The 24,954-nt window shown below is 59.4% G+C and carries 28 protein-coding genes; 11 read left to right on the plus strand and 17 right to left on the minus strand.

The features are described from left to right. Positions 1-47: 47 nt before the first annotated feature. Entirely contained in the window at positions 48-1,058 is a 1,011-nt protein-coding gene (locus IWX87_RS03575) for a Stealth CR1 domain-containing protein (protein WP_196862137.1), read from the minus strand. A gap of 529 nt (positions 1,059-1,587) precedes the next feature. Here IWX87_RS03575 and IWX87_RS03580 point away from each other — a divergent pair. Both IWX87_RS03580 and IWX87_RS03585 read left to right on the plus strand, forming a co-directional pair. Further along, positions 1,588-1,866, plus strand: coding sequence for a hypothetical protein (locus IWX87_RS03580; protein ID WP_196862138.1), 279 nt, complete (start codon positions 1,588-1,590; stop codon positions 1,864-1,866). Positions 1,867-1,879: 13 nt separating this feature from the next. Then, positions 1,880-2,146, plus strand: a complete 267-nt coding sequence (locus tag IWX87_RS03585; RefSeq protein WP_196862139.1) for a cupin domain-containing protein — start codon at positions 1,880-1,882, stop codon at positions 2,144-2,146. A 45-nt stretch (positions 2,147-2,191) separates the two neighbouring features. On the opposite strand, the gene gspF is transcribed toward IWX87_RS03585, so the two are convergent. From gspF to gspG, 11 genes are all read right to left on the minus strand, one after another. Further along, on the minus strand, positions 2,192-3,430 hold the full coding sequence (gene gspF, locus IWX87_RS03590) for a type II secretion system inner membrane protein GspF (protein WP_196862140.1): 1,239 nt from the start codon (positions 3,428-3,430) through the stop codon (positions 2,192-2,194). Between the two features lie 146 nt (positions 3,431-3,576). Further along, entirely contained in the window at positions 3,577-4,986 is a 1,410-nt protein-coding gene (locus IWX87_RS03595) for a GspE/PulE family protein (protein ID WP_196862141.1), read from the minus strand. A gap of 2 nt (positions 4,987-4,988) precedes the next feature. Next, positions 4,989-7,193 carry a type II secretion system secretin GspD gene (gspD, locus tag IWX87_RS03600; protein WP_196862142.1) on the minus strand — a complete coding sequence of 735 codons (2,205 nt, stop codon included), beginning with the start codon at positions 7,191-7,193 and terminating at the stop codon, positions 4,989-4,991. A 6-nt stretch (positions 7,194-7,199) separates the two neighbouring features. Continuing rightward, positions 7,200-8,009 carry a type II secretion system protein N gene (locus IWX87_RS03605; protein WP_196862143.1) on the minus strand — a complete coding sequence of 270 codons (810 nt, stop codon included), beginning with the start codon at positions 8,007-8,009 and terminating at the stop codon, positions 7,200-7,202. A gap of 7 nt (positions 8,010-8,016) precedes the next feature. Further along, positions 8,017-8,517: a type II secretion system protein GspM gene (gene gspM, locus IWX87_RS03610; RefSeq protein WP_196862144.1), complete on the minus strand. Its 501-nt coding sequence runs from the start codon at positions 8,515-8,517 to the stop codon at positions 8,017-8,019. Beyond that, entirely contained in the window at positions 8,514-9,743 is a 1,230-nt protein-coding gene (gene gspL, locus IWX87_RS03615; RefSeq protein ID WP_196862145.1) for a type II secretion system protein GspL, read from the minus strand. Before gspL ends, gspM begins: the two co-directional genes overlap by 4 nt. Before the next feature lie 38 nt (positions 9,744-9,781). Then, positions 9,782-10,771 (minus strand): type II secretion system minor pseudopilin GspK, encoded by a 990-nt coding sequence (gspK, locus tag IWX87_RS03620; protein ID WP_231374544.1) that lies wholly within the window; start codon positions 10,769-10,771, stop codon positions 9,782-9,784. After that, a complete protein-coding gene (locus tag IWX87_RS03625; protein WP_196862146.1) occupies positions 10,768-11,493 on the minus strand; it encodes a type II secretion system protein J in 726 nt (241 codons plus the stop codon). Before IWX87_RS03625 ends, gspK begins: the two co-directional genes overlap by 4 nt. Before the next feature lie 2 nt (positions 11,494-11,495). Continuing rightward, a complete protein-coding gene (gspI, locus tag IWX87_RS03630) occupies positions 11,496-11,876 on the minus strand; it encodes a type II secretion system minor pseudopilin GspI (protein ID WP_196862147.1) in 381 nt (126 codons plus the stop codon). Beyond that, positions 11,873-12,328 carry a prepilin-type N-terminal cleavage/methylation domain-containing protein gene (locus IWX87_RS03635; protein ID WP_196862212.1) on the minus strand — a complete coding sequence of 152 codons (456 nt, stop codon included), beginning with the start codon at positions 12,326-12,328 and terminating at the stop codon, positions 11,873-11,875. Before IWX87_RS03635 ends, gspI begins: the two co-directional genes overlap by 4 nt. 157 nt (positions 12,329-12,485) lie before the next feature. Continuing rightward, complete coding sequence (gspG, locus tag IWX87_RS03640) at positions 12,486-12,935, minus strand: type II secretion system major pseudopilin GspG (RefSeq protein ID WP_196862148.1); 450 nt, start codon at positions 12,933-12,935, stop codon at positions 12,486-12,488. A gap of 26 nt (positions 12,936-12,961) precedes the next feature. Here gspG and IWX87_RS03645 point away from each other — a divergent pair, with 26 nt between their 5' ends. From IWX87_RS03645 to IWX87_RS03680, 8 genes are all read left to right on the plus strand, one after another. Further along, on the plus strand, positions 12,962-13,414 hold the full coding sequence (locus IWX87_RS03645) for a general secretion pathway protein C (protein WP_196862149.1): 453 nt from the start codon (positions 12,962-12,964) through the stop codon (positions 13,412-13,414). Between the two features lie 211 nt (positions 13,415-13,625). Further along, on the plus strand, positions 13,626-15,359 hold the full coding sequence (gene pilB, locus IWX87_RS03650; RefSeq protein WP_196862150.1) for a type IV-A pilus assembly ATPase PilB: 1,734 nt from the start codon (positions 13,626-13,628) through the stop codon (positions 15,357-15,359). An 85-nt stretch (positions 15,360-15,444) separates the two neighbouring features. Continuing rightward, positions 15,445-16,662 (plus strand): type II secretion system F family protein, encoded by a 1,218-nt coding sequence (locus tag IWX87_RS03655; protein ID WP_196862151.1) that lies wholly within the window; start codon positions 15,445-15,447, stop codon positions 16,660-16,662. A 17-nt stretch (positions 16,663-16,679) separates the two neighbouring features. Beyond that, the gene (locus IWX87_RS03660) at positions 16,680-17,519 is read left to right on the plus strand and encodes an A24 family peptidase (RefSeq protein ID WP_370583748.1); all 840 of its coding nucleotides are present in this window, start codon (positions 16,680-16,682) and stop codon (positions 17,517-17,519) included. Between the two features lie 3 nt (positions 17,520-17,522). Continuing rightward, entirely contained in the window at positions 17,523-18,134 is a 612-nt protein-coding gene (gene coaE, locus IWX87_RS03665; protein ID WP_196862153.1) for a dephospho-CoA kinase, read from the plus strand. A 37-nt stretch (positions 18,135-18,171) separates the two neighbouring features. Next, the gene (gene zapD / locus IWX87_RS03670; protein ID WP_196862154.1) at positions 18,172-18,927 is read left to right on the plus strand and encodes a cell division protein ZapD; all 756 of its coding nucleotides are present in this window, start codon (positions 18,172-18,174) and stop codon (positions 18,925-18,927) included. A gap of 59 nt (positions 18,928-18,986) precedes the next feature. Further along, positions 18,987-19,193: a DNA gyrase inhibitor YacG gene (locus IWX87_RS03675; RefSeq protein ID WP_196862155.1), complete on the plus strand. Its 207-nt coding sequence runs from the start codon at positions 18,987-18,989 to the stop codon at positions 19,191-19,193. 73 nt (positions 19,194-19,266) lie between these two features. Further along, entirely contained in the window at positions 19,267-19,530 is a 264-nt protein-coding gene (locus IWX87_RS03680; RefSeq protein WP_196862156.1) for a hypothetical protein, read from the plus strand. Between the two features lie 55 nt (positions 19,531-19,585). Here the strand turns inward: IWX87_RS03680 and grxD are convergent, their stop codons facing one another. From grxD to hemA, 4 genes are all read right to left on the minus strand, one after another. After that, complete coding sequence (grxD, locus tag IWX87_RS03685; protein ID WP_196862157.1) at positions 19,586-19,915, minus strand: Grx4 family monothiol glutaredoxin; 330 nt, start codon at positions 19,913-19,915, stop codon at positions 19,586-19,588. Between the two features lie 155 nt (positions 19,916-20,070). After that, positions 20,071-20,922 carry a peptide chain release factor N(5)-glutamine methyltransferase gene (prmC, locus tag IWX87_RS03690; RefSeq protein WP_196862158.1) on the minus strand — a complete coding sequence of 284 codons (852 nt, stop codon included), beginning with the start codon at positions 20,920-20,922 and terminating at the stop codon, positions 20,071-20,073. Positions 20,923-21,025: 103 nt separating this feature from the next. Next, positions 21,026-22,147 (minus strand): peptide chain release factor 1, encoded by a 1,122-nt coding sequence (gene prfA / locus IWX87_RS03695; RefSeq protein ID WP_196862159.1) that lies wholly within the window; start codon positions 22,145-22,147, stop codon positions 21,026-21,028. A gap of 110 nt (positions 22,148-22,257) precedes the next feature. After that, a complete protein-coding gene (hemA, locus tag IWX87_RS03700; RefSeq protein WP_196862160.1) occupies positions 22,258-23,541 on the minus strand; it encodes a glutamyl-tRNA reductase in 1,284 nt (427 codons plus the stop codon). Positions 23,542-23,652: 111 nt separating this feature from the next. Here hemA and IWX87_RS03705 point away from each other — a divergent pair, with 111 nt between their 5' ends. After that, positions 23,653-23,943: a hypothetical protein gene (locus IWX87_RS03705; protein WP_196862161.1), complete on the plus strand. Its 291-nt coding sequence runs from the start codon at positions 23,653-23,655 to the stop codon at positions 23,941-23,943. Positions 23,944-24,010: 67 nt separating this feature from the next. On the opposite strand, the gene ugpQ is transcribed toward IWX87_RS03705, so the two are convergent. Continuing rightward, positions 24,011-24,775: a glycerophosphodiester phosphodiesterase gene (gene ugpQ / locus IWX87_RS03710; protein ID WP_196862162.1), complete on the minus strand. Its 765-nt coding sequence runs from the start codon at positions 24,773-24,775 to the stop codon at positions 24,011-24,013. Between the last annotated feature and the right edge of the window lie 179 nt (positions 24,776-24,954).

Genomic DNA, 24,954 nt, shown 5'->3' on the forward strand with positions numbered 1-24,954 from the left:
ATGCAGGAAAAGCGCATAAAGCCATTTTCTTCTAAAGTAGTACTGCTTCAGGCCGCCATGCGCAGCTCGCCTTCCCATTCAAACGATGACGGGTTGGGCAGGAGCTTTTCAAGGGTTTGCGCAATTCTCAGCAGGCGCGGATCATCGGCTGCTGCTTCGTCGCAGGTGTCGTTGATGCAGAAAAATGGCAAGCTGCCAAAGTTTTGTATCAATGCGTCGAACTGCTGCGTCGCTTCGGCATCGCCCGTGTTGATGTAGAGCGGATCAAGCACCTGCTGCTCGGCGTAACCCATCTGCACCATCCAGCGTGGCGCCAGGTCCGGAACAATGGGTGGAATTTGCCAAGAGCGGAACACAGTGGAACGAACCTGGGCAAACCAGCCTTGAGCCAGGTGTTCAAGTTCGTGCATCAAGCTTTTCCGCATGGCGCGCGGCGCGTGAGAATAAACCTGGGGAAGGTGCCGGTAGTGCGGATAGCGCTTGGTAAGCCAGCGTCCGGACTTGATTGATGCGTTGACAAGCGCGGTCTCGTCCGGCTGCAGGACCTCAGGATGCACTGCTGACACGGGTTCCAGAAACACCTTTAGCCGACCTTCAAACCACCAGGCCGGATTGACCTTCTTGCCAAAAAATACGTCGTCGTTCAGATAAATGAAACGTTCGGACAGGCCGGGTATGTGGTGCAGGTAGGACTCGATATGACCCGAATCAAACACCTCCGGCGACGTGGGCGCAAGCAGATGGCGATGGTCTACCAGTGTCACCCGGCTTGACGGCCGTAACCAAGCAGGCGTTTGCCCATCAGTCACGATATACACGTGGCCATGGTCCGGGAAAAAGCGTTCAAGTGCACGCAGGTTGAACAGCAGTTCCGAATTGTCCCGGAAACGGCCAGCCACATTTCCAAAAGCGGCCAACTCTTCACCGTTTTGGCCGGCCCAGGCGGCATAGGCACGATGGCGCTTGAGCAGCCAGACAGGATCGGCACCGTTCACCCAGAGGTAAACAATATCGATCCGTCCTGGATTTTTACCTGGACCATGGGTCGAATTTTTCAATGTTTGCTTGTCCTTGTTGTTTAAGGCGTGAGTACGTTCAGCATTATTTGCAGGAGGCAAGGTGAAAGCCCGAAAAATTAAAGACAACGGCACATCACAATTGAAGAGTGGAAAACCGGGGCAATTTTTGGTCTGTCCTTCATTTAGAAAGTTTTAATAAGTAAAGATGCCCTTTGCGCTTATTTTTATTGCAAATATTGCTATTTAAAAAATAGCATTCAGACCAGTATTAATGGTTTGACCAAAAGTGGCCAAAACACGGGTTTTTTCAACGCCCTGTATTTCCACTAAAAGCAATTTCATTGAAAATCTTGATGGCGTAACATTTTAATTAAATCTGATACAAAAATATTTCTTGAAAAAGAATGGCGTTTTTTGGCTTGGGCTTAGCTGCTTTCAAAAGGCAGTTTCAAGTAAGTTTTATTGCTACGAGGTGGAAGGCGAGGCACACGCTGATGGATAGATTGGTGTCGGGCGTTGATTCGTTACAGCGTCAAGTGGCAACAAAATCCAGATCACGCGAAGATGGGTGTCAAAACAGATGGTGAAGTGGGTGCATGTCGCTTTTGTGAAAAAACAACAATTTGCAAAAAGCCGTGACCAAGTCACGGGTCCAAAAAAGTCTGCCTTACTTGCCTATAACCATCCAAAAATCGAGCCTGTCGCGAAGCGGGCCCTTGTCGGTGAGTGCCATCTGTTGTTATTTCAAGTAGTAATCAATACAGTGGGTGATTCCGCCATGCTGCTGAAAGCCAAGCACAATGAACAGCGAGCGCAGAGCGCATTAAACAGATCATCACACTCATGACAAGGCTGCAAAAATGAATCAAGAAAATTTTATGGAAATTCTTGTTCGGGAAGGATTCAAGGAAGTGGTGACCGTCACGCGGGAACCCGACGGATCTCTTGAAATGCACACGCATCCTTTCGAGGCCAAAGCGCTGATCCTCAGGGGTGAATTGCAACTGCAGGCCGGGGATGAAGACCGCTGCTACCGGGTCGGCCAGGTGTTTCATCTGCTTGCAGGTGTTCGGCATTCCGAGCAATACGGGCCTGAAGGCGTGACGTATCTGGTGGGTCGTCGATAACTGTCCGTGCATGGGCAAAGCCCTGCTTGGCCACGGCTGCCCGGTTTAGCGTGCCAGCTGGTTGAGCTGGATGATAGGCAACAGCACGGCAAGAACAATCATCATCACAACCAGGCCCATCACCACGATCAGCAGCGGCTCCAGCAAGGTTGCCAGTTGCAGTGCGCGGCGTTGCACTTCGGTGCCGAGCTGCTTGGCCGCACGGTCCAGCATCACCGGCAACTGGCCGGTCTGCTCGCCCAGGCGGGCAAACATGCTCAGCAGCCCTGGAAAACGCTTTTTATGCCCGATGGCAGACGCCAGCGTCGTGCCTTCACGAACCAGTACCAGCGCGTCCAGTGCATCGGCGCGCATGGCCCGGTTTGACAACGTGTCGGCCGCCGCCTGAAGGGCCCTGAGAATCGGCACGCCAGCGCCCGCCAGCATGGCCAGGGTACCGGCAAAGCGGGCGGCGTTGTAGCCTCGTGAAAGTTTTCCCAGAATCGGCAATGTCAGCCAGCCCGCATCGAACCTTTCTCGAAAAGCAGCACTGGTCCAGGCCAGACGGAAGGCGCCTGCCATCACGGCCAGCGCCAGGATCACCAGCCAGCCCTGGTTGCGCACGAAGCCTGCCAGGCCCAGCATGATGACGGTCAGCACTGGCAATGCCCGCTTGCTGCCGGCAAACACCTGCGCCACCTGCGGCACCACGTAGCCCAGCAAAAAGGTGACGATGGCAATCGCTACCAGCGTGACGATGGCTGGGTACAGTGCCGCGCCTACCAGCTTGGCCTTGAGCTCCTGGCTCTGCTCCAGGTCATCGGCCAGCCGCTCCAGCACCATGCCGAGATTGCCGCTGTGCTCGCCAGCGCCCACAACTGCGCAATACGTCGCTGAAAACTCGCGCGGGTGCTGAGCCAGCGCGGTGGCAAAAGGGGTGCCGCCATTGACCTCAGCGCGCAGGTTGGCGACCAGGTGGCGCTGGGGAATATTTTCGGATTCGTCGGCCAGCGCCGTCAGCGCCCGCTCCAGCGGCAAGCCCGAAGTCACCAGTCCGGCGATCTGGCGCGTCCAGATGGCAAGTGCCGTGGCATTGAAGACACGTTTGCTCCACAGCGTGGTGTTCCAGCCTGAAGTGTCGGCCGGCTGCGCACCTCTGCCTGTCGCACCGACCGACTGGACCGACAGCGGCACCAGTGCCTGCGCCCGTAGCATGCTGCGCGCCGCACGTGCCGTATCGGCCTCAATGATGCCCTTGCGGGTTGCGCCCTCGGCAGTGAGGGCTTCGAATGAATAGGCGGGCATGGAAAGTCTCGTTAAACGTTCAGCAACCCCAGCGCCCGACCGCCCCAAACCAGCCAGGGCCGCGGAAACGGCTTAGCCAGGCCGCAGGCGCAGCGGCCCTCTCGGGGGGGCAGCGCAGAGCGCGTTGTGAAAAGCGTGGGGGTCATTTAGTCGCGTGTTACGCGCATCAACTCTTCGCGCGTGGTGATGCCGGCCCGTACCAGCCGCTCGCCATCGTCACGCATCAGCATCATGCCGTTTTTAAGGCCCGCTTCGCGCAGGTCGGCTTCTGCTGCCTGGTGGTGAATCTGCGCCCGTATGGCGTCGTTGGTCGCCAGCAACTCGAACACGCCAGTGCGTCCCTGGTAGCCGGTCTGGCCGCAGGTGGCGCAGCCGGCACCCTGGCAGTGAACGCAGACCTTGCGCACCAGTCGCTGCGCCAGCACGCCGAGCAGTGACGAACTGAGCAAAAACGGCTCGATGCCCATGTCGGTCAGGCGCGTAACGGCACTTGCGGCGTCGTTGGTGTGCAGCGTAGCCAGTACCAGGTGGCCGGTAAGCGATGCCTGGATGGCGATCTGTGCGGTTTCGAAGTCGCGGATTTCGCCGATCATGATCACGTCCGGGTCCTGGCGCAGGATGGCGCGCAGTGCCTTGGCAAAGTCCAGGTCTATCTTGGCATTGACCTGCGTCTGTCCGACACCGGCCAGCTCGTACTCGATCGGGTCTTCGACCGTCATGATGTTCTGGCGCCGGGTGTCCAGCCGCTCCATGGCGGCGTACAGCGTCGTGGTCTTGCCAGAACCCGTGGGGCCGGTCACCAGAATGATGCCGTGCGGCTGAGCCACCAGGTGCTCGAAGCGACTCAGCACGTCGCCTTGCATGCCAACGGCTTCCAGGTTGAGCCGGTCCCCGCTTTTGTCGAGCAGACGCAGCACGGCGCGCTCGCCATGCGCGCTGGGCAGCGTGCTGACGCGCACGTCCACGGCACGCGTGCCGATGCGCAGCGAAATGCGGCCGTCCTGCGGCAGGCGTTTTTCGGCAATGTCGAGTTCGGCCATGATTTTCAGCCGCGAGATCAGCGCCGCGTGCAGTGCCCGGTTGGGCTGCACCACGTTGCGCAGCGAACCATCGACGCGAAAGCGCACAGCGGAGTGGCGCTCGTAGGGCTCGATGTGGATGTCACTGGCGCCATCGCGCACCGCCTGCGTCAGCAAGGCATTGAGCATGCGGATGATGGGGGCATCGTCTGATGTCTCCAGCAAGTCCTCAATGGCCGGCAGCGCCTGCATCATGCGCGACAAGTCAACATCGCTTTCGACTTCGCTGATAACAGTGGCGGCGCTCGATTCGCTCTGGGAGTAGGCAGCGCTGATGCGTTGCTGGAGCAACTCGGGGGTCTCGACGCTGATGTGCTGAACCTCGAATTTGCGCATCACTTCGCTGATGGCGCCTGCCGTTTGAGGCGTGCCCAGGCTGTGCAGCCACAGTGTCAGGTCGCCGCCGAAGTCTTCCAGCAGCAACTGCTGGCTGCGGGCAAACGCATACGGCAAAGGGTAGCGGGCGGGATGTTCCATGCCTAGCGGTCGTTGATCATCGGCAGCGGCGTCGTCTGGAACAGGGGGGCTGGCACTGGACTGGCTGGCGCCACCCCGGGCATGGGCTTGATGTCCGGCAACACAGGCGACTCATTGATTGGCACCAGGCTGCTGTTGCGGGGCTGTGTCTGCTGCTGGGTAGTGCGCATCAGGTCATAGCGGTCCATCGACAGGGCATTCGTTGAAGCGCCGTCGCGTACCACCACCGGCCGCAAAAAGACCATCAGGTTGGTTTTCTTGCGACTGCGGCTTTCAGACTTGAACAGGTTGCCAAACACCGGCACGTCACCCAGCCCGGGCACCTTCTGGTCGTTTCCCGAATATTCGTCTTGCAGCAGCCCGCCGAGCACGATGATCGCGCCGTCCTCGACCAGTACGTTCGACTCGATCGAGCGCTTGTTAGTGATGATGCCGGTGGCGGAATTGACCGAACCCGGCTGCACGCTGGAGACTTCCTGGAAGATCGACATCTTGACTGTGCCGTTTTCGCTGATCTGCGGCTTGACCCGCAAGGTCAGGCCCACGTCCTTGCGCTCGATGGTCTGGAACGGGTTGACGCTGCCGTTGCCGCCACCGCCGGTGTTGGTGAACTGGCCTGTGACAAACGGCACGTTCTGGCCAATGATGATCTTGGCCTCTTCGTTGTCCAGCGTGATGAGGTTGGGTGTTGAGAGGATATTGCCAGCGCCCGAGGTCTGCAGAAAGTTGGCCAGGAAGCCGAGAAAGTACACGCCGTTGTTGCGCGCCGCCACGCCCAGGTTGAAGCCGGTTCCAGGGGGCAGAGGGGTGCCGTTGGAAGCGCCGAGGGCCGACTGGATGATGTTTTTGCCGCTGGTGCCAAAGTTGGTGCCTAGCAGGCCAATCAGGCTGTCGCCCTTGCCGCCAAGGGGCCCTTGCCACTGAATGCCGAACTCGGCTGCCTTGTCCATGTTGACTTCGGCAATCAGGCTTTCCACGTACACCTGCGCCCGCCGGCCATCGAGCTTTTCAATCACCGCACGCAGTTGCCGGTACTGGGGTTCCGAGGCAGTGATGATCAGTGAATTGGTCGCCGGGTCAGCCTGGATCTGCCCGCCAGTCGAAGGACCTGCACTCGGCGTGATGGGGGTGGTTGCCGCACTGCTGGACTGGCCTAGATTGTTGGCCCCGCCCGACTGAGCCCCCGTATTTATGGCCGATGGATTGCCCAGAAATGGCAATGCGGGACTGGAAGAGCCGCTGCCGCCGGTTCCGCTCATTGCAGCGCGCAGGACCGAGGCCATGTTGGTGGCATCTGCATTCTTCAGGTAGACCACGTAGATGTTGCCGGCGTCGCCGTTCGGGCCGTTCAGGTTCGGCGTGTCCAGGGTCTTGAGCAGCGACTTGACCAGTTCCAGGCGCGCGCCATTGGCGGCACGGACAATCAGCGAATTGCTGCGTGGCTCGGGGAGCACGGTGGTTTTGTAGCTGGCCTCGGCCGTCGCCACGCCGCCGCTGGCACTGTTGTCGAGCAGCCGAGTCAGCAGAGGCGCGAGGTCGGTCACCGACGCATAGCGCACCGGGATCAACTCGACATTGGTGGCGTTGGACACGTCCAGCGCTGAAATGATACGGCCCAGACGGTTCAGGTTGTCGGCATAGTCGGTGATCACCAGCGAATTGTTGCCGGGGTTGACGTTAATGGTGTTGTTCGGGCTGATCAGCGGGCGCAGGATTGGCAGCAGGTTGTTGGCATTCTCAAAGCTGAGTTTGAAGATCGTCGTGGCAATCTGGCCGCCGGCGACAGGCACATTTGTCGAAACCGCGCCGCCCTGAAGCTTGGCATCGGCTTCTGGAACGATCTTGTCCAAGCCAGCAGAATTGACCACCGTGAAGCCCTGCAGGCGCAGGATGGCCAGAAACTGGGTGTAGGCCAGAGCCGGGCTGACCGGGCGTTCGGTCGTCAGCGTGATCGTGCCCTTGACGCGTGGATCAACCACCACATTGCGGCCTGTCAGCGTAGCCATGGTGCGGGCCACTGCGTCAATGTTGGCATTGACGAAGTTCAGCGTGATGGCTTCGCCGCGCCGGCCTTCGGATGCCGGTGACGCGACTTGCGGCTGCGCTTGTGAATTAGAAGGAAATATGCCTGTTCCGCAAGCTAGAAGGGCACTTCCAGCTATTGAAAATATAGCAATTTGGTGTCGTTTGAAGTTCGGATGTTTCATGCGGCATTAACCCACTTTAATGACGGCCGTTGCGCCATTGCGCCGCCCGATGATGTTCAAGAGATTCGAGAGCGCGTCGACGCTCCCGGGCGTGGCGCTGGCAGAGCCGTCAAATCGCAGCCGCTGACCTACCCACTGGCCCTGGCCCGTGAGCAGCAGGCTGCCGTCAAGGGTAATCAGTTCCAGCGTGGACGGGTTGCCGCCCGTCAGCGTGACGCGGTAGCTGCCCATGGGCTGCAGCGTGGAAAGGCGTGAGGACATCTTCAGGGCGTCAAGCTGCAGGCGGCCTGCCAACTCTAGCCTGCCCTGCATCCAGCGGGCGTTAAGACCCTGGGTGGAAGCTGCCAGCTGACCTTGCGCCTGTACCGTATTCCACGGTGTGCCGAGGCCTGAAAGCAGTGCGGCAGGCCATTGCGACTGGCTGTCGGAAAGCGTCAGCTGAACGCCACCCCAGCCAGAAGTACGGGCCTGAACTTGCCATGCCTGCTGCATGCAGCATTCGGCGTTGAGCTTAAGATCCAGGCCAGTCCAGGCCGGCCGGATGCGCCAGCTCACCTGACCCGGCAGGGCCACGGCGTCCAGGCTGCCAGCGCCACCCGATAACACGAGTTGCGCCGAACCCTGCCAGAAATTGCCGCGTGGTGCGGCCAGCATGGCATGACCACCACTGGCCTGCAGGACCAGCGTCGCCAGCCAGCGTGCCGGAGCAAACAGCACAAAGGCAATTAGTAGGCCGCCCAGCGCGCCCGCCGCTGCCCAGCGCCAGGGGGCATTGGCAAAAGCAGGGATGGCAACGTTTGGGCTGGAGTAGGACATTGTCTGGCTAGCGGGCCGGCAGGCCCATCACGAGAACGCCATTCCAGACCGGTTCGCCTGGTTTCGCGGCGCGCACCAGGCGGGCTTCAATCAGTGCCGAGCGGGCATTCAGCCGCGCCTGCGCCAACCACTCTGCCAGCGCCTCCGGACTGGCGTCCTTGACGGTAATGTTGGCGCGCTCGCCTGCCAGCACCAGTTGTGTTCCCGCGCCCAGGGTCTGCTTGGTGGCGGCGGTCAGCGCGCGCACTGCCTCGTCAAAGCCCAATGGCGGCTGCTTCTGCACAGCCTGTGCCTGCAACTGCATCGCCTGCATGGTCTGCAGCTGCGCGCCCAGCGCTTTGGACTGCGTGTCTGCGGTGCGCAGCGTGGCCAATGACGGCCCGACGCTGAACTGCCAGAGCAGCAAAGCCAGGACCATCAGGACAGCCAGCCGGATGACGGTTTTTTCACGGCCCGGCAACCGGACCCAGCGCGCTCGCAGCGGCGCCAGAGTGCTCGTCAGGCTCATGGAAAACGCTCCTCTTTCATCGTCAGGCCTTCGGCATCCATGCGCAGGCGGTAACCCTGGGCCTGCAGCCGTGCGGCGATTTCAGCCACCGCCGAAGCCGGGAGAGAAAGCCCTTTCAAGCGGAGTTCAGTTGATATGAATTCAATAGCTGCTGGTACAGGGGTGTCGGGCGCTGCAGCCTTAAAATGCCCTAATTGAGTTTCCATGTCGGCAGTCGAGGCGATACCATTGCGGCGCTGCAGGTCAGACAGCGCGCGGGCCATCTGCACCGGCGCATTGACGACCACACGCACGTCGGGAAACGTGGTTGTCAACAGGTTGCGGATGGCGGCGCGCTGGGCGGCCTGCGAAGACTGCTCTTTCCAGGCCCAGGCCTGCAGGCCCACCACGTTTGCCAGCACCAGGGCTACGCTCGCCCAGCGCGCTGCGCGCCAGCGCGGCGCCCTGAACAGCGAGGAGATCATGGCCGACAGATGCTTGCGGGTGCGCGTGCCGCGGGTGTAGAGCAGGTCGAACTGCGCTAGGTCCCAGTCCGACTGCGCTGCCGCCAGCCAACGCTCGGGCGGTGTCTGCAGACGCGCGGGACGGTTGAAGAAATGTTCTGCCAATTCGGCAACGCCAGGTTCGGCCAGCACTTCGGCGTCTTCTGGCCATGCCATCAGCGCGGCGCTGGCCACTGAAAGCGGCAGCAGTGTCACGCCCTCTGGCCCGGTGCGCATCAGTTGGGGCTGGTCGGCTGTGCCGGTGACATGCAGCGACACGACCCCATCGCCAGATGGCGGTGTAAGTTCGGGGACGATGCGAGCTACCGGCCGGCCGGCCTGCGTCAGCATGGCCAGCCAGGCATGCAGCCAGGCTTTCTCGCAGGTCGCGACCCACACGGGTTCGTCGGTGCGTGGCTTTGGCTCGATGGCGAAATGCAGATGGCTGGTCTCGTCGAGCACGCTGTCTTCCAGCAGCCCGTCGAGCACGGCCCGCAGCCGCCCCGCATTGCCATCCTGGAACAGCCCGCCTTTCAACGCCCCACGCGGCAGGGCAAGTCGGTGCCAGGACAGGCGACAGGCAGGAACCACGGCCACGATGACGGCGCTGGAAGGTGCGGGCAACAGCGCTGCAGGCGCCTGCACAACGCTGAGCACGGTGAATCCGTCATCACTCAGAACGCCCTCGCAAAGCATGGCGGCAGTCGGAAGTGTCCGGGGAAGGGTGACGAGAAGTGTTGTCATGCTTGAATTCAGGGGCCCATTGTATGGGGGCGGGCGTCTCAATGCGCTGGTGCGCCCCGGTCTCGCCATAATGTTTTCACCTCCAGGCCGTCGCGCTGAACCACTGAATGTTCCTCAACCACCGCTTGGTTAAGTCGCAGCCGCCCTTGGACCTCGAAGAAACGTGAATTGACGCTGTGCTGCGCTTCATTAAGTGGCATGGCGGTCTGGCCGAGTTGTTCGGTCACTTCGGCCAGGGTCTTGAAATGATTTGCCTGGCGCATATTCACCAGGCGCTGGGCCAGCCCCATTTCCAGTGATGGGATGCAGGCTGAGAGCACCGTGGCGCTGGCGGTGTTCAGGTTGACCGGCGTGCGCACCGGCAGCAAGGTGATGTGAGGCCGCAGTATGGCCAGGCTAGCCGGCGACAGGCCCAGCCAGACCAGCTGGTCTAGGCGCTGCGGCATCAGGGGCGCCTGCTGGGTCGATGCGTTCTCAGGATTGACATCCAGCGCGAGCCGCAGGTTTTCAACCAGTACCTGCAATTCTCCGGGGGGAAGCCCGAGCAGCTCGAACAGTTTGGCAAAGGCCTTTACAGAAGGCTCGGACACTTTGCCGGCGCTGTCCACGAGGTTGATGACGTTCAGGCGCGACTGCAAATCGGTGATCAGGCCAGACAGGAAGGTTTGCGACGCGTTGGCCTCATCGTCCGGATCGGTTTTCTTGTCGGCTGCCAAAAAGGTTGACAACCGCGCTTCTTCAAGGGGCACCGCCCAGGGTTCCGACAGGTAGTCGGCGCCACCAGATCTGGCGTCTTCACGCAGGATCAGGCGCGCCCAATCGAGCGCACCGGTCAGCAGCCAAAGTGATTGCACCCGCGCGCGTTCGGCGGCCTCGACTTCGACACTGCGCCATTGTTGCCATAACGCGCCAGCTGCCAGGCTGGCCACCAGCGCCACCGTCAGCATTGCCGTGAGAAGGGCTGCACCCGCCTGTCGTGCAACTGCTGCACTGCACCGCCGAACCGGGGACTTTACAGCCGGCATCATGATTTGGCACCCGCCAGGGAGGGGCGCACCCAGTCGCGCGTAATGACGCCGTGGAGGGCTTCGCTGCCAGGCAGCGTCAGCACCAGCCGAACGCCGTCCGGCAGTGCTTGGTCGGAGTTCACGGGTTGTGTCGGGCTGCGGATCGGTGTGGCTGGTGAGTTGGCGTTGTCGCTGGACAAAGGATTGGTCCAGGCATTGCCGCGAAAGTAAAAAATCTGCCAATTTTCCAGCGGTGTGACACGGACTTCGTCCCTTTTTTCGGCATCGCCCGGGTTTTGTGCCCACTGGGCAGCACGCTCCCAGGCGATTTGCAAGGCGCCCTTGGAAAACTGTGGCGGCGACTGCCAGCGCAGCCATTGGTCGGTGCCATTCACATTGCGCCGCGACCATGCCACTACCAACAGACCGTCACCAGGCTGAACGGTGCTGCGGCGAATAATCCGCAGTCCGCGCCCGTCCCAGTCCAGCGTCGGTGTGCGCGGCAGTTGCGCCAAGGCATCCAGGTCAGAGGACCATTGCGTGAGCCCAGCCTGCAAGGTGAGGACCGAATCGGCGCGTTGCTGGATCTGTGCCTGTGCCCGCACCATGCCGTCGAGCCCGCGCCAGCTCAGGCCCGCCATGATCGCCATCGCGGCCAGCGCCACCAGCAACTCGATCAGGGTGAAGCCGCGGGCCTGCGCAGGTCGCGACAAGCCGCGTGAAGCAGTAAGTAGCCGCGCCATGCTCAGTACCGTCCCACGATGGTCGAAAGCGCAAGTATTCGGGTTGCACGGTTGAGCACCTGCGCTTCAACCCGCAGAAAATTCGGATTGGGCGTGGGTTGCACCCACAAGCGCACTGCCAGGCTGCGGCCGGCTTGTTCGCAAGTGCTGGTGTTGTCGCCAACTGCTGGCATTTGTCGCGACAGCCGCACATTCACCAGTGCATTTTCAGCGCAAAGATGGGCCAGTAGCAGGTCCGACTGGCGTTCCGAATTGCGCATCAGCGAGCCTGTGGCGCGCACGCCAGCAGCCAGCGCGACTGCGACGATACCCAACGCGACCAGTACCTCGATCAGCGTGAAGCCGCGAGCGCCAGAACGCCGTATCCGGCTGCATAGCATCATCGGGAACCGTCCGACAGAACCGAAAACGGCCGGATGCCGTCTGTCGCCAGGATCAGGCTGCGCGAAGGGTCCGAAATGGACACCAGGCGAATTTGCTGCGGTCCGATGATCGGTTCCGGCCCAAGCACCAAGACGTTGGCGACGGCTGCGCGTACGTCCTGGCCCAGCCAGGTGGACGGAAAACTTGTGCCTTTCGCCAAACCTTCAAAAACAAAGCCTGTGGCGGTGGGTCGCCAGCGCACCGGGTTGGCGGTCATGCGCGATTGCGCCCTGGCTGAATCCAGCAAAACGGCCAGCCGCTGCGCATCGCGCTCCAGCGCCGTCCCCGACGTGTCGCGCAGCGCCAGCCCGACGCCCGCCGTCGCGATGGCCATGATCGCCACCACCATCAGCAACTCGATCAGCGTGAACCCGCGATGGCGAATCCGACGCAAAGGCGCACGGTGCGTCATGGCACCGCTTGGAAAGCGGCGAACCCACATAGCGAAGATCAGAGACGTACCCGCTCGAAACCAGCCGGAGCCGTGGAACTGGCTTTGCCAGGTCGCAGGCGCAGCGACCCCCGCGGAGGGAAGCGAACCACACGCAGTGGGGAGCGTGGGGGCTACTTCAATCCCAGCTGCCAATATCGGCATTCTTGCCCTCGCCCCCGGGTTGCCCATCGGCACCAAAAGACATCACGTCGATTTCGCCCTTGATACCAGGATTCAGATATTGGTAAGGGCGGCCCCAAGGGTCGTTGGGCAGCTTGTCCACATAAGATTTCCAGTTGAAGGGAATTGGCCCCGTCGTCGGCTTTGCCACCAGCGCCTGCAACCCTTGCTCAGCAGCAGGGTAGCGCTGGTTGTCCAATCGATAAAGCTTGAGCGCCTGCATCAGATTATTGACGTCGGTTTTGGCGGCTGTGGCGCGCGCATCATCGGCACGGTCCAGTACGTTGGGCACCACCAGCGCTGCCAAGACGCCAATGATCACCAGCACCACCATCAGCTCTATCAAGGTGAAGCCTGCGGAAATGCGTCGTCGAAGGGACGCGAATGAAGGTTGTTGTGTAGTCATATGGTTGCATCAATCATAATCCTGTCATGCAGACAGACGCCTATCGCCTATGGACCACCAGAATTGTGACATTCGCCATCTCCGCATTGGCTGCTGCTAGCGTGGTCTACTGGGGTCTGAAAGTCTGGGGTTTGTCTTCGCCAGCCGTGCTTTCATCAACACTGATTGAGCCAATACTCGCTCCCGATTCACAGACAATTGCCCGGGCATTTGGAGGCGGAATGGCCACTGCTGCCACGACGTCAACCGCAGCGCCTGCAGCCAGCCGCTATAGTTTGGTTGGCGTGTTGTCAGGACGGATCCAAGCTGGTGCTGCGCTGATTTCGATTGATGGTCAGGATGCCAAACCGGTTCGCGTGGGTACTTTGGTTGACAACGACATGGTGTTGGAATCTGTAAATGGGCGGCAGGCGGTGCTGTCTTCGAATACGGAAAATTCGACAAAAGTGGTGCTTGAAATGCCCAAGCTAACCCAGTAAGTTTTCTTTTTCCATAGGCTGGACAGGTAGTGTTCCGAATTTTCGCTAACTCAAAGCAGAAACAGTCAAGAGAACGTCCGCTGACACTGCTTTTTTAAGTTATTGAGTTTTTGTACAAAGTAGTCACAAAATGTGAAGAATATGTACATGCAAGGTTTACACCTTGTAATCATTAAGCGATGATTCTTTCTTTGATAACGCATTGAACATCATGTCTGTTACAGAGACCGTACTGAAAAATCCAGTATCCGCGACGTTGCCCGGACTTGGCAGAGCTTTGGTGTCCGCAGGAAAGCTGGGGCAAAAGGCTGCCGAGGATATTTTTTCAAAAGCGCAAGTCAGTCGAAACAGCTTTATCGCCGAGTTGACAGGATCAGGCGCTGTTTCTGCATTTGACTTGGCGCACATCATGTCGATGTCTTTTGCCGCGCCTTTGGTAGACATGGACGCTGTTGACATGCTGCATTTGCCCAAGGGCTTGCTCGATACAAAAATCTGCCGATCCTGTCGAATCGTGGTGCTGGGAAAGCGCAACAACCGGCTCATCGTTGCAACCGCAGACCCGTCTGACCAAAGTGTGGCGGAACAAATTAAATTCTCAACCCAATTGGGCGTTGACTGGATCATTGCAGAATATGACAAGCTTTCCAGGCTTGTCGACGTTTCTGGGTCCACAGCGTCAGAAGCTGTTGAAAACATCGTTGGCGCGGATTTCGAGTTTGACGATGATCTCTCGCTGCCGGCTGCTCAGGAAAACGAAGCGAGTGTTTCGGAGGTTGATGACGCGCCGATTGTCAAATTCCTGCAAAAAATGTTGATCGATGCTTTTAACATGCGTGCATCCGATCTGCACTTTGAGCCTTTTGAAAATTCTTACCGGGTTCGATTTCGCGTCGATGGCGAGCTGCGTGAAATTTCTTCTCCACCCGTAGCCATCAAGGAAAAGCTCGCCGCGCGCATCAAGGTGATTTCCAAGCTGGATATTTCCGAGAAACGAGTGCCCCAGGACGGCAAGATGAAGCTCAAGATCGGGCCCGACCGTGTGATTGACTTCCGGGTCAGCACCTTGCCCACCATGTTTGGCGAAAAAATCGTCATTCGTATTCTGGACCCCAGCAGCGCCAAACTGGGCATTGACGCATTGGGCTACGAGCCGGAGGAAAAAGAACGCTTGCTGGAAGCGATCAAGCGGCCTTACGGCATGGTGCTGGTGACGGGGCCAACGGGCTCGGGAAAAACAGTCTCGCTCTATACCTGCCTGAATATACTGAACACTGCCGGCGTGAACATTTCCACGGCTGAAGACCCTGCCGAGATTACCTTGCCCGGGGTCAACCAGGTCAGCATGAACGAAAAGGCCGGAATGACCTTTCCGGTGGCCTTGAAGGCTTTCCTGCGGCAAGATCCCGACATCATCATGGTCGGTGAAATCCGCGATGTCGAAACCGCCGACATCGCCATCAAGGCAGCGCAAACCGGCCATTTGGTGTTGTCTACGCTGCATACCAATGACGCGCCGACGACCCTGACGCGCATGCGCAACATGGGAATTGCGCCTTTCAACATCGCCTCCAGCGTGATACTTATCACTGCCCAGCGGCTGGCACGGCGCTTGTGCCCGCACTGCAAGGCGGCTATCGATATTCCGCGCAATGCCTTGCTCCAGGCTGGCTTCAAGGACCATGAGGTCGATGGCTCATGGAAGCCTTTTCATCCAGTGGGTTGCGCCAAGTGCAACAACGGCTACAAGGGCAGGCTGGGCATTTACCAGGTCATGCCCATTTCCGAAGAAATTCAGCGCATCGTCCTGCGTGACGGCAGTGCCATGGAAATCGCGGCCCAGGCTGAAGCTGAAGGCGTGCGAAGTCTGCGCCAGTCCGGATTGTACAAAGTTAAACTGGGAATGACCTCGATGGAAGAGATATTGGGCTGCACCAATGCCTAGCTTCGTGCGTGGCTTAGACACGACAAGTGCATCTGACAAGATAGACCGAACGGCTCGAAGGCCGTCCACACAAAAATAAGGCTTTATGGCAACCGCATTGTCCAAAGATATCAAGGAATTTGTTTTTGAGTGGGAAGGCAAAGACCGAGGCGGCAAACAGGTTCGTGGCGAAGTCCGTGCTGTAGGCGAAAACCAGGTCAAGGTATCGCTGCGCAGACAAGGGGTGATGGCAACCAAGATTAAAAAGCGCCGCATGCGTTCGGGCAAGGCCATCAAGCCGCGTGATATTGCAATCTTTACGCGCCAGCTCGCCACGATGATGAAGGCCGGCGTGCCACTGTTGCAGTCTTTCGACATCGTGGGTCGCGGTAATCCCAACGGCAGCGTAACCAAATTATTGAACGACGTGCGTACTGATGTTGAAACCGGAACCTCCCTGAGCAGTGCTTTCCGCAAGTACCCGATGTACTTCAATGCGCTTTACTGCAACCTTGTCGAGGCTGGCGAAGCGGCTGGTATTCTGGAGTCGCTGCTTGATCGACTGGCGGTTTACATGGAAAAAACCGAGGCCATCAAGTCAAAAATCAAGTCGGCGTTAATGTATCCGGCTTCCGTCGTGGTCGTGGCTTTCGTGGTGGTTGCCGTGATCATGATTTTTGTGATCCCTGCGTTCAAGGAAGTCTTTTCATCTTTTGGCGCCGATTTGCCAGCGCCAACGCTCATCGTAATGGCCATCAGTGAATTTTTTGTTGCCTACTGGTGGTTGATTTTTGGCGGCGTCGGCGGCGCCATATATTTTTTCCTCCAAGCCTGGAAACGCAGTGAAAAAATGCAGAAGGTCATGGACCGTCTGCTGCTGAAGCTGCCGGTATTTGGAACCTTGATCGAAAAATCCGTCATTGCTCGCTGGACGCGTACCCTGTCCACCATGTTCGCTGCCGGTGTTCCACTGGTCGAAGCGCTCGACTCGGTGGGCGGCGCATCGGGAAATTCGCTCTACGCAGACGCCACCGAGAAAATTCAGCAGGAAGTCTCGACCGGCACCAGCCTGACCGCCGCCATGACCAATGCCAACCTGTTTCCCACCATGGTGTTGCAAATGTGCGCCATTGGAGAGGAATCGGGCTCGGTAGACCACATGCTTGGCAAGGCTGCCGATTTTTACGAAGCCGAAGTTGACGAAATGGTTGCTGGCTTGTCCAGCCTGATGGAGCCCATCATCATTGTGTTTCTGGGGACCCTGATTGGCGGAATCGTGGTGTCCATGTACCTGCCGATCTTCAAATTGGGCCAGGTCGTTTGATGTTGTTGGCAACTGACATGGATCCCGGTTTCATCGCAGCGCTTGCGCTAATTCTGGGCCTGCTCATTGGTAGCTTTCTGAATGTGGTCATCTACCGGGTTCCCAAGATGATGGAGTACCAGTGGGCAGCCGAATGTGCCGAGCTGAATAGCGTTACAGCGCAGCCGGCAGAAAAGTTCAACCTGCTGACGCCGCGTTCACGCTGCTCAAGTTGCGGTCATTTGATCCGCTGGTATGAAAACATTCCCGTGCTCAGCTATGTTTTTCTTCGCGGCAAGTGTTCAACTTGCCGTGTGCCTTACGGGATTCGGTATCCACTGACAGAGGCCGTCACAGGTGGCCTGTTTTTCTTTTGTGCATGGCGCTGGGGCTGGACGATGACGGCACTGGTCTGGTGCGGATTTTCGGCCGCGCTGCTGGCGCTCGCAGTGATTGACTGGGACACAACCCTGTTGCCTGACGACATCACTTTGCCCTTGCTGTGGGCGGGACTGATAGCGGCAGCACTGCAGTGGAATCCGGCCGTTGATCTGACTTCAGCATTGTGGGGCGTGGTCGCTGGCTATCTTTCATTGTGGGGGGTGTACTGGGCCTTCAAGCTGGCCACCGGCAAGGAAGGCATGGGTTACGGCGACTTCAAGCTGTTTGCCGCGCTTGGGGCCTGGTTTGGCTGGACAGCGTTGGTGCCCATGATCCTGATGGCTTCGGTGATTGGTGCGATGGTCGGCATCGGGATGAAATATTCAAGCGGCCTGCGCGAAGGAGGCTATGTGCCCTTCGGTCCTTTTCTGGCCGGGGCTGGCTTTACCGCGATGATTTCCGGTCCCCAGTCGATTCTTCAGTTCATTGGTTTGTAAGCCATGCATCCGGGGGTCCAGCGTATAGGCCTGACAGGCGGCATCGGAAGCGGCAAAAGCACGGTGGCGCGCGTGCTGGTGGCGTGCGGCGCCGCACTGATTGATGCCGATGCAATTTCCCGGCAGTTGACCGCGTCCGGAGGGGCTGCCATCAATGTGTTGGCAAAGCAGTTCGGGCCGTACATCATCACCGAAGAGGGCGCAATGGACCGGGAGCGGATGCGCCAGCTTGCTTTCAGCGACCCCGCGATCAAAGGGCAGCTCGAAGCCATCATTCACCCGTTGGTAGGCCAGGAATCCATCCGCCAAGCCAACGCAGCTGTGCAAGCTGGCCGCCTCTGCATCATTTTCGATATCCCTTTGCTGGTCGAGTCAGGGCATTGGCGCCAGCAGCTCGACCATGTGCTGGTGGTTGACTGCACGCAAGAAACGCAAATTTCTCGTGTCATGGCCAGAAACGCCATGTCGCGTGAAATGGTGGTAAAAATCATCGCTGGCCAGGCCAGTCGTGCGCAGCGGCTGGCAGCAGCTGATGCCTGTATTTGTAACGACAACTTGTCGTTGGAAGCACTTGAGCTGCAAGTGCGTGAGCTGGCTCGCAGCTTACGGCTATGATGACAAAACATCTACTGAAGCCAGGAAAACCAGTTCCGTGATTCTTTACGAGCATCCCTTTAACGAACGTATACGTACCTACCTGAGGCTCGAGCACCTGTTTTTGCGCCTGGCTGAACTGATCAAACGGGAAAGCCCGATTGACCATCACCATGCTTTGGCAACCATTTTTGAAATCATGGATGTCGGCGCGCGGGCCGACCTGAAAACCGATGTGCTCAAGGACATCGAAAAACAGAAACATGTGCTCAACGGCTACCGTGGCAACCCGGTCATCTCCGAGAGGGTGCTTGACGACATTACCGCCGAGCTCGAAGCCTGTTTTTCCAGCATGAATGAACTTTCTGGCAAGGTTGGCCAGTCATTGACGGAAAATGAATGGTTGATGAGCATTCGCAGCCGGGTTGGTATTCCAGGTGGCACCTGCGAATTCGACTTGCCGGCCTACCACGCCTGGCAGCACCTTGGCGCCAACGTTCGCCAGCATGACCTGCAGCGCTGGGTGCTGCCGTTGGTGCCGCTGGCCGAAGCGCTTAACCTGTTGCTCAGGCTAGTGCGCGATTCGGGGGCGCCGCAAAAGGTGATGGCACCGGCAGGTCAATACCAGCAAATGCTGCCGCAGGGACGAAATTTCCAGTTGCTTCGGCTGCGGCTGCATTCGGGCGCTACCGTGATTCCTGAAATCAGCTGCAACCGCCTGATGGTGTCGGTGCGTTTCATGTCCCATGACAACGACGGTCGCCAGCAAGCCAGTACTCAGGAAACCGTGTTTGACCTGACTTTGTGCACCTGAGCCAGACCGGACTGAATGCGCAGCGCCACTTTCATCCTCACTCGAATGTTTTTCTCCCTATGAAAAAAGATCCTTCCACTGTGCGGCAGGTAACGTGCCCCGGCTGTGGCGGTCCCAGTATTTATGCGCTTAGCAACCCTTTTCGTCCCTTTTGCAGTGAGCGCTGCAAAAATATCGACATGGGGGCATGGGCAAGCGAAGATTTCCGTTTGCCCGCTGACACGCCGCCTGATGACGCCCTTTATGGTGATCCAAAGCTGCATTGAGACTTCGCCTGCCTTTCATTCAGGCAGGACAACGGGACTGAGTGCGTAAATGGGCAGAAACAGGAAGATAAAAATGAAAAATAGCGTAGTCAAGCCATTCTGGGCTGCCATGTTCATGAGCGCCATGCTGATAGTCAGCGCGCATGCCAGTGCGTCATCTACAACTTCTGGCGACAAGCCGACGACGCCCGTCAAAAAGAAGAAAAAAGCAGCTTCCAGCGGCCAGGTCCGGTTCTTGCCGGGTTCCGCTGAAATGCCGAAGGATCGAATCAGCCGCCTGAAACGTGAATGCCAAGGGCAAGTCAATGCCGGCGCCTGCGCAGGCTATACACGCTGAAGCAGAAACGAAAAACGCCCGCATCGCGGGCATTGCAGGCTGGGGCCGCTTCGCTTCAGTCTTTGGGTGCGCCCAGCATTTCCTGAAGCTCGCCGTTCTCGTACATCTCCATCATGATGTCGGAGCCGCCCACGAACTCGCCCTTGACATACAACTGGGGAATGGTCGGCCAGTTGCTGTAAGTCTTGATGCCGTTGCGGATGCCTTCGTCTTCCAGCACATTGACTGTGGCTGGCTTGCTAACGCCGCAGGCCTTGAGCACCTGGATAGCGCGGCCGGAAAAACCGCACATTGGAAACTGGGACGTGCCCTTCATGAAAAGAACCACGTCGCTTGATTTGACAATCTGCTCAATGCGTTGCTGGGTCGGGTCGTTAGAGCTCATGTTGAAATCCTTCAGTTGAAAAGGCCTTGCCAGGCCGTGAGGTCGGTAACCGGCCAAGAGACCGGAGCGTTGAATGCGTGGAGCTTGAATAAAGCCATTCCAAAAATGGATTATCGCTGCCTGCCAGATGCCGCGCACCTGTCAGGGATTGTTCGTCATGCCGGCCATTGCCCACCTGAACAGCGCTCGATGCCTGCCAGGTCGCGGCGGCTCTGTATGTGCAAAAAACCTTGCCGCCTCAGCAACTCGCGCACCTGTTCTGCTTGGTCGTAACCATGCTCCAGCAGCAACCAGCCGCTAGGCAACAGGTGGCCTGGCACCTGCTGGATGATGTGACGGATATCGTCCAGCCCGTCCGTTCCGGCGGTCAGCGCCTGCAGCGGTTCGTGCATTAGCGCGGGCAGGTGAGGGTCGGCGCTGGCAATATAAGGCGGATTGCTGGCGATCAGCTGAAAGCGCCCGTCCACTTCCTGCAGCCAGGAGCTTTGAATGAAATCCACCGCCAGACTCAGCCGCCGTGCGTTTCCACGGGCAACATTCAGCGCATCGGCGCTTGCATCAATTGCTGTGACTTGCACTTCACGGTCGATTGCCTTCAGACTGTATGCAATAGCCAGAGCAATCGCGCCGCTGCCAGTTCCCAAGTCGAGAACCTTTACTGGCCGTGTTGAGTCGGACATTTCCAGCACGGCCAACGACCACTCCACCAGCGTTTCAGTATCAGGCCGGGGCACCAGCACGCGTGGGTCGACTTGCAGCGACAGGCCAAAGAACTCCTTGCGGCCGACGATGTAGGCCAGCGGCTCGCCCTCGGCCCGGCGCAGGCTCATTGCATGAAAAAAGCTGACTACGCCTGGCGCGAGTTGCTCAGTGTCGTGCGTCACCAGCCAGGACCGCTCGCTGGCGGGCTTGCCCAATGCGTGCAGTAACAACAACTGGGCGTCCAGCCGGTCAAGCCCAAGGCGCTTGGCCAATGCCAGGGCTTGCGTGCAATTGATTGGCTCCACAGTTTTTACTTTTACTTTTAATTGCTATTTAAATAATAGCTGCTTATGCTCGTGCTTATTGCGCCAAGCAGCTATTTTCCTTAAAACCAAAAAATTTTTCTGATCAACCGCCGTTATTTGCCGTTTCCAGCTCGTTGAGTTGCTCGGCGCCGCGCGCCACCTGCAGCGCCGTGACCACGTCGTCCAGGTCGCCTTCCATGATCGTGAGCAGCTTGTACAGCGTCAGGTTGATACGGTGGTCGGTCAGCCGGCCCTGCGGAAAGTTGTAGGTGCGGATGCGGTCGCTGCGGTCGCCGCTGCCAATCAGGCCCTTGCGCTCGGCAGCGTCCTTGGCGGCCTGTGCCGAGCGGTCTTTTTCATGGATGCGCGCGGTCAGCACCTTCATCGCTTGCGCCTTGTTGCCGTGCTGGCTGCGGCCTTCCTGGCATTCGGCGACGATGCCGGTTGGAAGGTGGGTGATGCGCACCGCCGAATCGGTCTTGTTGATGTGCTGGCCGCCCGCACCGCTGGCACGGTAGGTGTCGATGCGCAAATCAGCCGGGTTGATCTGGATGGCGACGGCTTCGTCTGGCTCGGCCAGCACGGCCACGGTACAGGCGCTGGTGTGGATGCGGCCCTGGGTTTCAGTCGCCGGCACGCGCTGCACGCGGTGGCCGCCCGACTCGAAGCGCAGCTTGCCGTACACGCCCACGCCCAGAATGTCCGGCGGGCCGTCAATGCGCAGCACCACTTCCTTGTAGCCACCGAGTTCGCTGGGCGATTCGCTGATGATCTCGACCTGCCAGCGCTTGCGCTCGGCAAAGCGGGTGTACAGGCGGAACAGGTCGGCGGCAAACAGCGCCGATTCGTCGCCGCCAGCGCCGGCGCGGATTTCAACGAAGGCCGCGCGCTTGTCGTTCGGGTCTTTGGGAATCAGCATCAGCTGCAGCGCTTCGTCGATCTGGGCGATGTCGGCCTTGGCGGCGTCGATTTCTTCCTCGGCCATGGCGGCCATGTCGGGGTCGTTCCTGGCTTCGGCCAGCATCACTTCGGCACCCGCCTGATCGGCCTCGCGGCGGGTCAGGCGGTTGTACTGCTCGGCCACGACGCTGGCCTCGGCATGTTCGCGGGTCAACGTGCGAAAGCGGTCAAGGTCGCTGACCACGTCGCTGGCGGACAGCAGGGCGTCCAGTTCATGCAGGCGCAGCAGCTGGCGGTCCAGGGTGTGGCGAAGAAAAGGTTTCATGAAGGGCAGCGCCGCAAGGCGAAAAATCGGAATCGGGATGAACAAACCGGCTGGAGTTCCAGTCGAAAGGGCGCAGCCAGAACAGTGGCGACGACACGGGGAACGCAGCGCTAACGCTCTTTGCGTTGTGACGCAGGCGTGCGGCCGCGCAAAAACAGCTTGGACACGGTACGCGCCGTGGCTTCGCGGCTGCTGGCATCGCCCGCATGCAACTCGGCCATGGCGCCGTGCAACATTTTTTGCGTTAATCCCCGGCTCATCGCTTCGAGCACTTCTTCAATGGACTCGCCACGGGCCAGCAATTTTTTGGCCCGCACGATTTCGGCGGATCGCCACACATCGGCCTGCGCATTGAGCTGCTGGATCAGCGGCACACTGCCACGTTGGTCCAGCCAGTGCATGAAATTCTGCACGCCTGCGTCGATGATGACTTCGGCTTCAGCCACCGCCGCCTGACGGCTGTCGCGGCCGGTCTGCACCACATGCGCCAGGTCATCAACGGTGTAGAGGTAGACATCCGACAGCGCCTTGACTTCAGGCTCGATATCGCGCGGTACTGCCAGATCGACCATGAACATCGGCCGGTGCTTGCGCAGTTTAAGGGCGCGCTCGACGGCCCCCAGGCCGATGATGGGCAGGGTGCTGGCGGTGCAGCTGATGACGGCATCGAACTCGTGCAGGCGGCCGGGCAGGTCGGCCAGGCGCATGACCTCGGCACCAAAGCGGGTGGCGAGTTTCTCGCCGCGCTCCAGTGTGCGGTTGGCAATTGCCATGGCTTTTGGGTTTTTGGCGGCAAAGTGTGTGGCGGCCAGGTCGATCATTTCGCCGGCGCCGACAAACAGCACCTTGATGTCTTCCAAATCTTCAAACAGCTGACCCGCCAGTCGCACGGCGGCGGCCGCCATGCTGATGCTGTGGGCGCCGATCTCTGTGCTGGTCCGCACCTCTTTGGCCACAGAAAAAGAGCGCTGGAAAAGTTGGTGCAGCGTCGAGCCCATGGCTCCGGCGTCTTCGGCGGCGCGCACCGCGTCCTTCATCTGGCCGAGGATTTGCGGCTCGCCCAACACCATTGAATCAAGCCCGCTGGCCACTCGAAAGGCGTGGCGCGCGGCCTCGTCGTCCTGCAGCGTGTAGGCATGGGCGCGCAGCAGGTCGGGCGACACGCCGCCGTTGTGCGCCAGCCATTCCATGGTGCTGTCCAGGTCTTCGGTAGCGCCGGCGCAGTAGATCTCGGTACGGTTGCAGGTCGACAGCAGTGTCGCCTCCGGCTGGCGCGCCAGAGAGGCGCGCAGACCGCGCAGGGTGGGTTCTACCTGGTCGAGCGCGAAGGCGAAGCGCCCGCGCAAATCCAGCGGAGCGGTGTGATGGTTTAGCCCCAGGGCCCAGACTGACATGTGCGCATTATAAAATTGAAGTGGTCAAAAGCGAGCGCCTGGTCACAATCTCCTTTTACCCATTTCCATCAGCCGCTTCTGGCGTGTTTCCCTGAATTTCGACGGACTGCCATGACTGCTTATCTTCTTGCCGGACACCTGCTCAACCTCTTGGCACCTGCTGCGCTGATCGCCTTGCTGCTGGTGGCGTTGTCCCGTTTATTTCCTCGTTTTTTTACATCAAATAAGGCGTTTTCGCATTATCTGTGGGTGCAGGCAGCTATCAATTTTATAGTGGGATCAGCGGTGCTGGTCATTGGCTTGGTATGGCTAAGCCATGACGGCAAGATGCTGACCTATGTGCTCCTGTTGTTGGCCATGGCGACCAGCCAGTGGTGCCAGCTGGGCAGCTGGAAGCGCTAGCACCAGGCTGCCCGATACAAGTCTGTCAACCGGTTTGTTGATCCACATCAATAAACCGGAGGCTGCCTCAAGCCGGACTGAACAGATCCACCCGGTCGGTGATGATGCCGTCGGTACCCAGATCGATCAGGCGCAGGGCGGCTGCTTCGTCGTTCACGGTGTAGCTCACGGCGCGCAAACCCGCTTCATGGGTTTGCTGAACACAAGCGCCGTTCCACAAGGCGTGGTTGCACACCACGGCGACACAACCCAGCGCGACGGCGGCTTGCAGCCAGCCGTCAGGCAGCGTGTCCAGAAGCAGGCCGCGCGGCAGACCGGGCGCGGTTTCACGCGCACCCTGTAGCGCATCGTGTGAAAAAGACGTCAGCAGCGGTAAAACTCTTGCGCCTTGCCACAGGCGCAGGGCATGCGCTGCCACCACTTCACCCGTGCGGCGCTCGGTTCCCGGCGTCGGCTTGATCTCGATGTTCAGGGCATAGCCATTGGCACGGCAAAAACGGGCGACGTTTTCCAGCGTCGGCAGCGGCTCGCCGGCAAATGCGCGCGAATGCCAGCTGCCAGCGTCGAATTGTGACAATTCGGCCCAGGCATGGTCGCCTCCTGCTGGGCTGGCTTCAGCCACCTGCTTTTCAAGGGCGTTGGTCGTGCGCGCAAGCGTGGCGTCATGCATCAGGAAAGGCACGCCGTCGGCGCTGAGCTTGGCATCGCATTCAAACATGCGGTAGCCGTGCTGCGCGCCCAAGCGGAATGCGGCGAGCGTATTTTCTGGCGCCAGTTTGCCAGCGCCCCGGTGCGCGATCCAGAACGGGTAAGGCCAAAAGAAGGCCCCCACGCTCCCCACTTTGTGTGGTTCGCTGCCCCCCGAGGAGGCCGCTGCGCCTGCGGCCCGGCGAAGCCGGTTCCGCGGCCCTGGCTGGCGGGGAACCGCCTCTGCACTCCCCACTTCATGTGGTTCGTTGCCCCTGGAGGGGGCTGGTCTTGCTTCGGAGGCGCGTTCGGCGCTGAGCCCGT

The sequence above is a fragment of the Polaromonas sp. CG_9.7 genome, from assembly GCF_015752205.1.
Classification (GTDB): Bacteria; Pseudomonadota; Gammaproteobacteria; order Burkholderiales; family Burkholderiaceae_C; genus Polaromonas.

Bases quoted from the DNA above. Each gene is read 5' to 3' on its own strand.
- IWX87_RS03585 (WP_196862139.1), top strand. From the start codon at position 1,880: ATGAATCAAGAAAATTTTATGGAAATTCTTGTTCGGGAAGGATTCAAG.
- gspF (WP_196862140.1), bottom strand. From the start codon at position 3,430: ATGCCCGCCTATTCATTCGAAGCCCTCACTGCCGAGGGCGCAACCCGC.
- IWX87_RS03595 (WP_196862141.1), bottom strand. From the start codon at position 4,986: ATGGAACATCCCGCCCGCTACCCTTTGCCGTATGCGTTTGCCCGCAGC.
- gspD (WP_196862142.1), bottom strand. From the start codon at position 7,193: ATGAAACATCCGAACTTCAAACGACACCAAATTGCTATATTTTCAATA.
- IWX87_RS03605 (WP_196862143.1), bottom strand. From the start codon at position 8,009: ATGTCCTACTCCAGCCCAAACGTTGCCATCCCTGCTTTTGCCAATGCC.
- gspM (WP_196862144.1), bottom strand. From the start codon at position 8,517: ATGAGCCTGACGAGCACTCTGGCGCCGCTGCGAGCGCGCTGGGTCCGG.
- gspL (WP_196862145.1), bottom strand. From the start codon at position 9,743: ATGACAACACTTCTCGTCACCCTTCCCCGGACACTTCCGACTGCCGCC.
- gspK (WP_231374544.1), bottom strand. From the start codon at position 10,771: ATGATGCCGGCTGTAAAGTCCCCGGTTCGGCGGTGCAGTGCAGCAGTT.
- IWX87_RS03625 (WP_196862146.1), bottom strand. From the start codon at position 11,493: ATGGCGCGGCTACTTACTGCTTCACGCGGCTTGTCGCGACCTGCGCAG.
- gspI (WP_196862147.1), bottom strand. From the start codon at position 11,876: ATGATGCTATGCAGCCGGATACGGCGTTCTGGCGCTCGCGGCTTCACG.
- IWX87_RS03635 (WP_196862212.1), bottom strand. From the start codon at position 12,328: ATGACGCACCGTGCGCCTTTGCGTCGGATTCGCCATCGCGGGTTCACG.
- gspG (WP_196862148.1), bottom strand. From the start codon at position 12,935: ATGACTACACAACAACCTTCATTCGCGTCCCTTCGACGACGCATTTCC.
- IWX87_RS03645 (WP_196862149.1), top strand. From the start codon at position 12,962: ATGCAGACAGACGCCTATCGCCTATGGACCACCAGAATTGTGACATTC.
- pilB (WP_196862150.1), top strand. From the start codon at position 13,626: ATGTCTGTTACAGAGACCGTACTGAAAAATCCAGTATCCGCGACGTTG.
- IWX87_RS03655 (WP_196862151.1), top strand. From the start codon at position 15,445: ATGGCAACCGCATTGTCCAAAGATATCAAGGAATTTGTTTTTGAGTGG.
- IWX87_RS03660 (WP_370583748.1), top strand. From the start codon at position 16,680: ATGGATCCCGGTTTCATCGCAGCGCTTGCGCTAATTCTGGGCCTGCTC.
- coaE (WP_196862153.1), top strand. From the start codon at position 17,523: ATGCATCCGGGGGTCCAGCGTATAGGCCTGACAGGCGGCATCGGAAGC.
- IWX87_RS03675 (WP_196862155.1), top strand. From the start codon at position 18,987: ATGAAAAAAGATCCTTCCACTGTGCGGCAGGTAACGTGCCCCGGCTGT.
- IWX87_RS03680 (WP_196862156.1), top strand. From the start codon at position 19,267: ATGAAAAATAGCGTAGTCAAGCCATTCTGGGCTGCCATGTTCATGAGC.
- grxD (WP_196862157.1), bottom strand. From the start codon at position 19,915: ATGAGCTCTAACGACCCGACCCAGCAACGCATTGAGCAGATTGTCAAA.
- prfA (WP_196862159.1), bottom strand. From the start codon at position 22,147: ATGAAACCTTTTCTTCGCCACACCCTGGACCGCCAGCTGCTGCGCCTG.
- hemA (WP_196862160.1), bottom strand. From the start codon at position 23,541: ATGTCAGTCTGGGCCCTGGGGCTAAACCATCACACCGCTCCGCTGGAT.
- IWX87_RS03705 (WP_196862161.1), top strand. From the start codon at position 23,653: ATGACTGCTTATCTTCTTGCCGGACACCTGCTCAACCTCTTGGCACCT.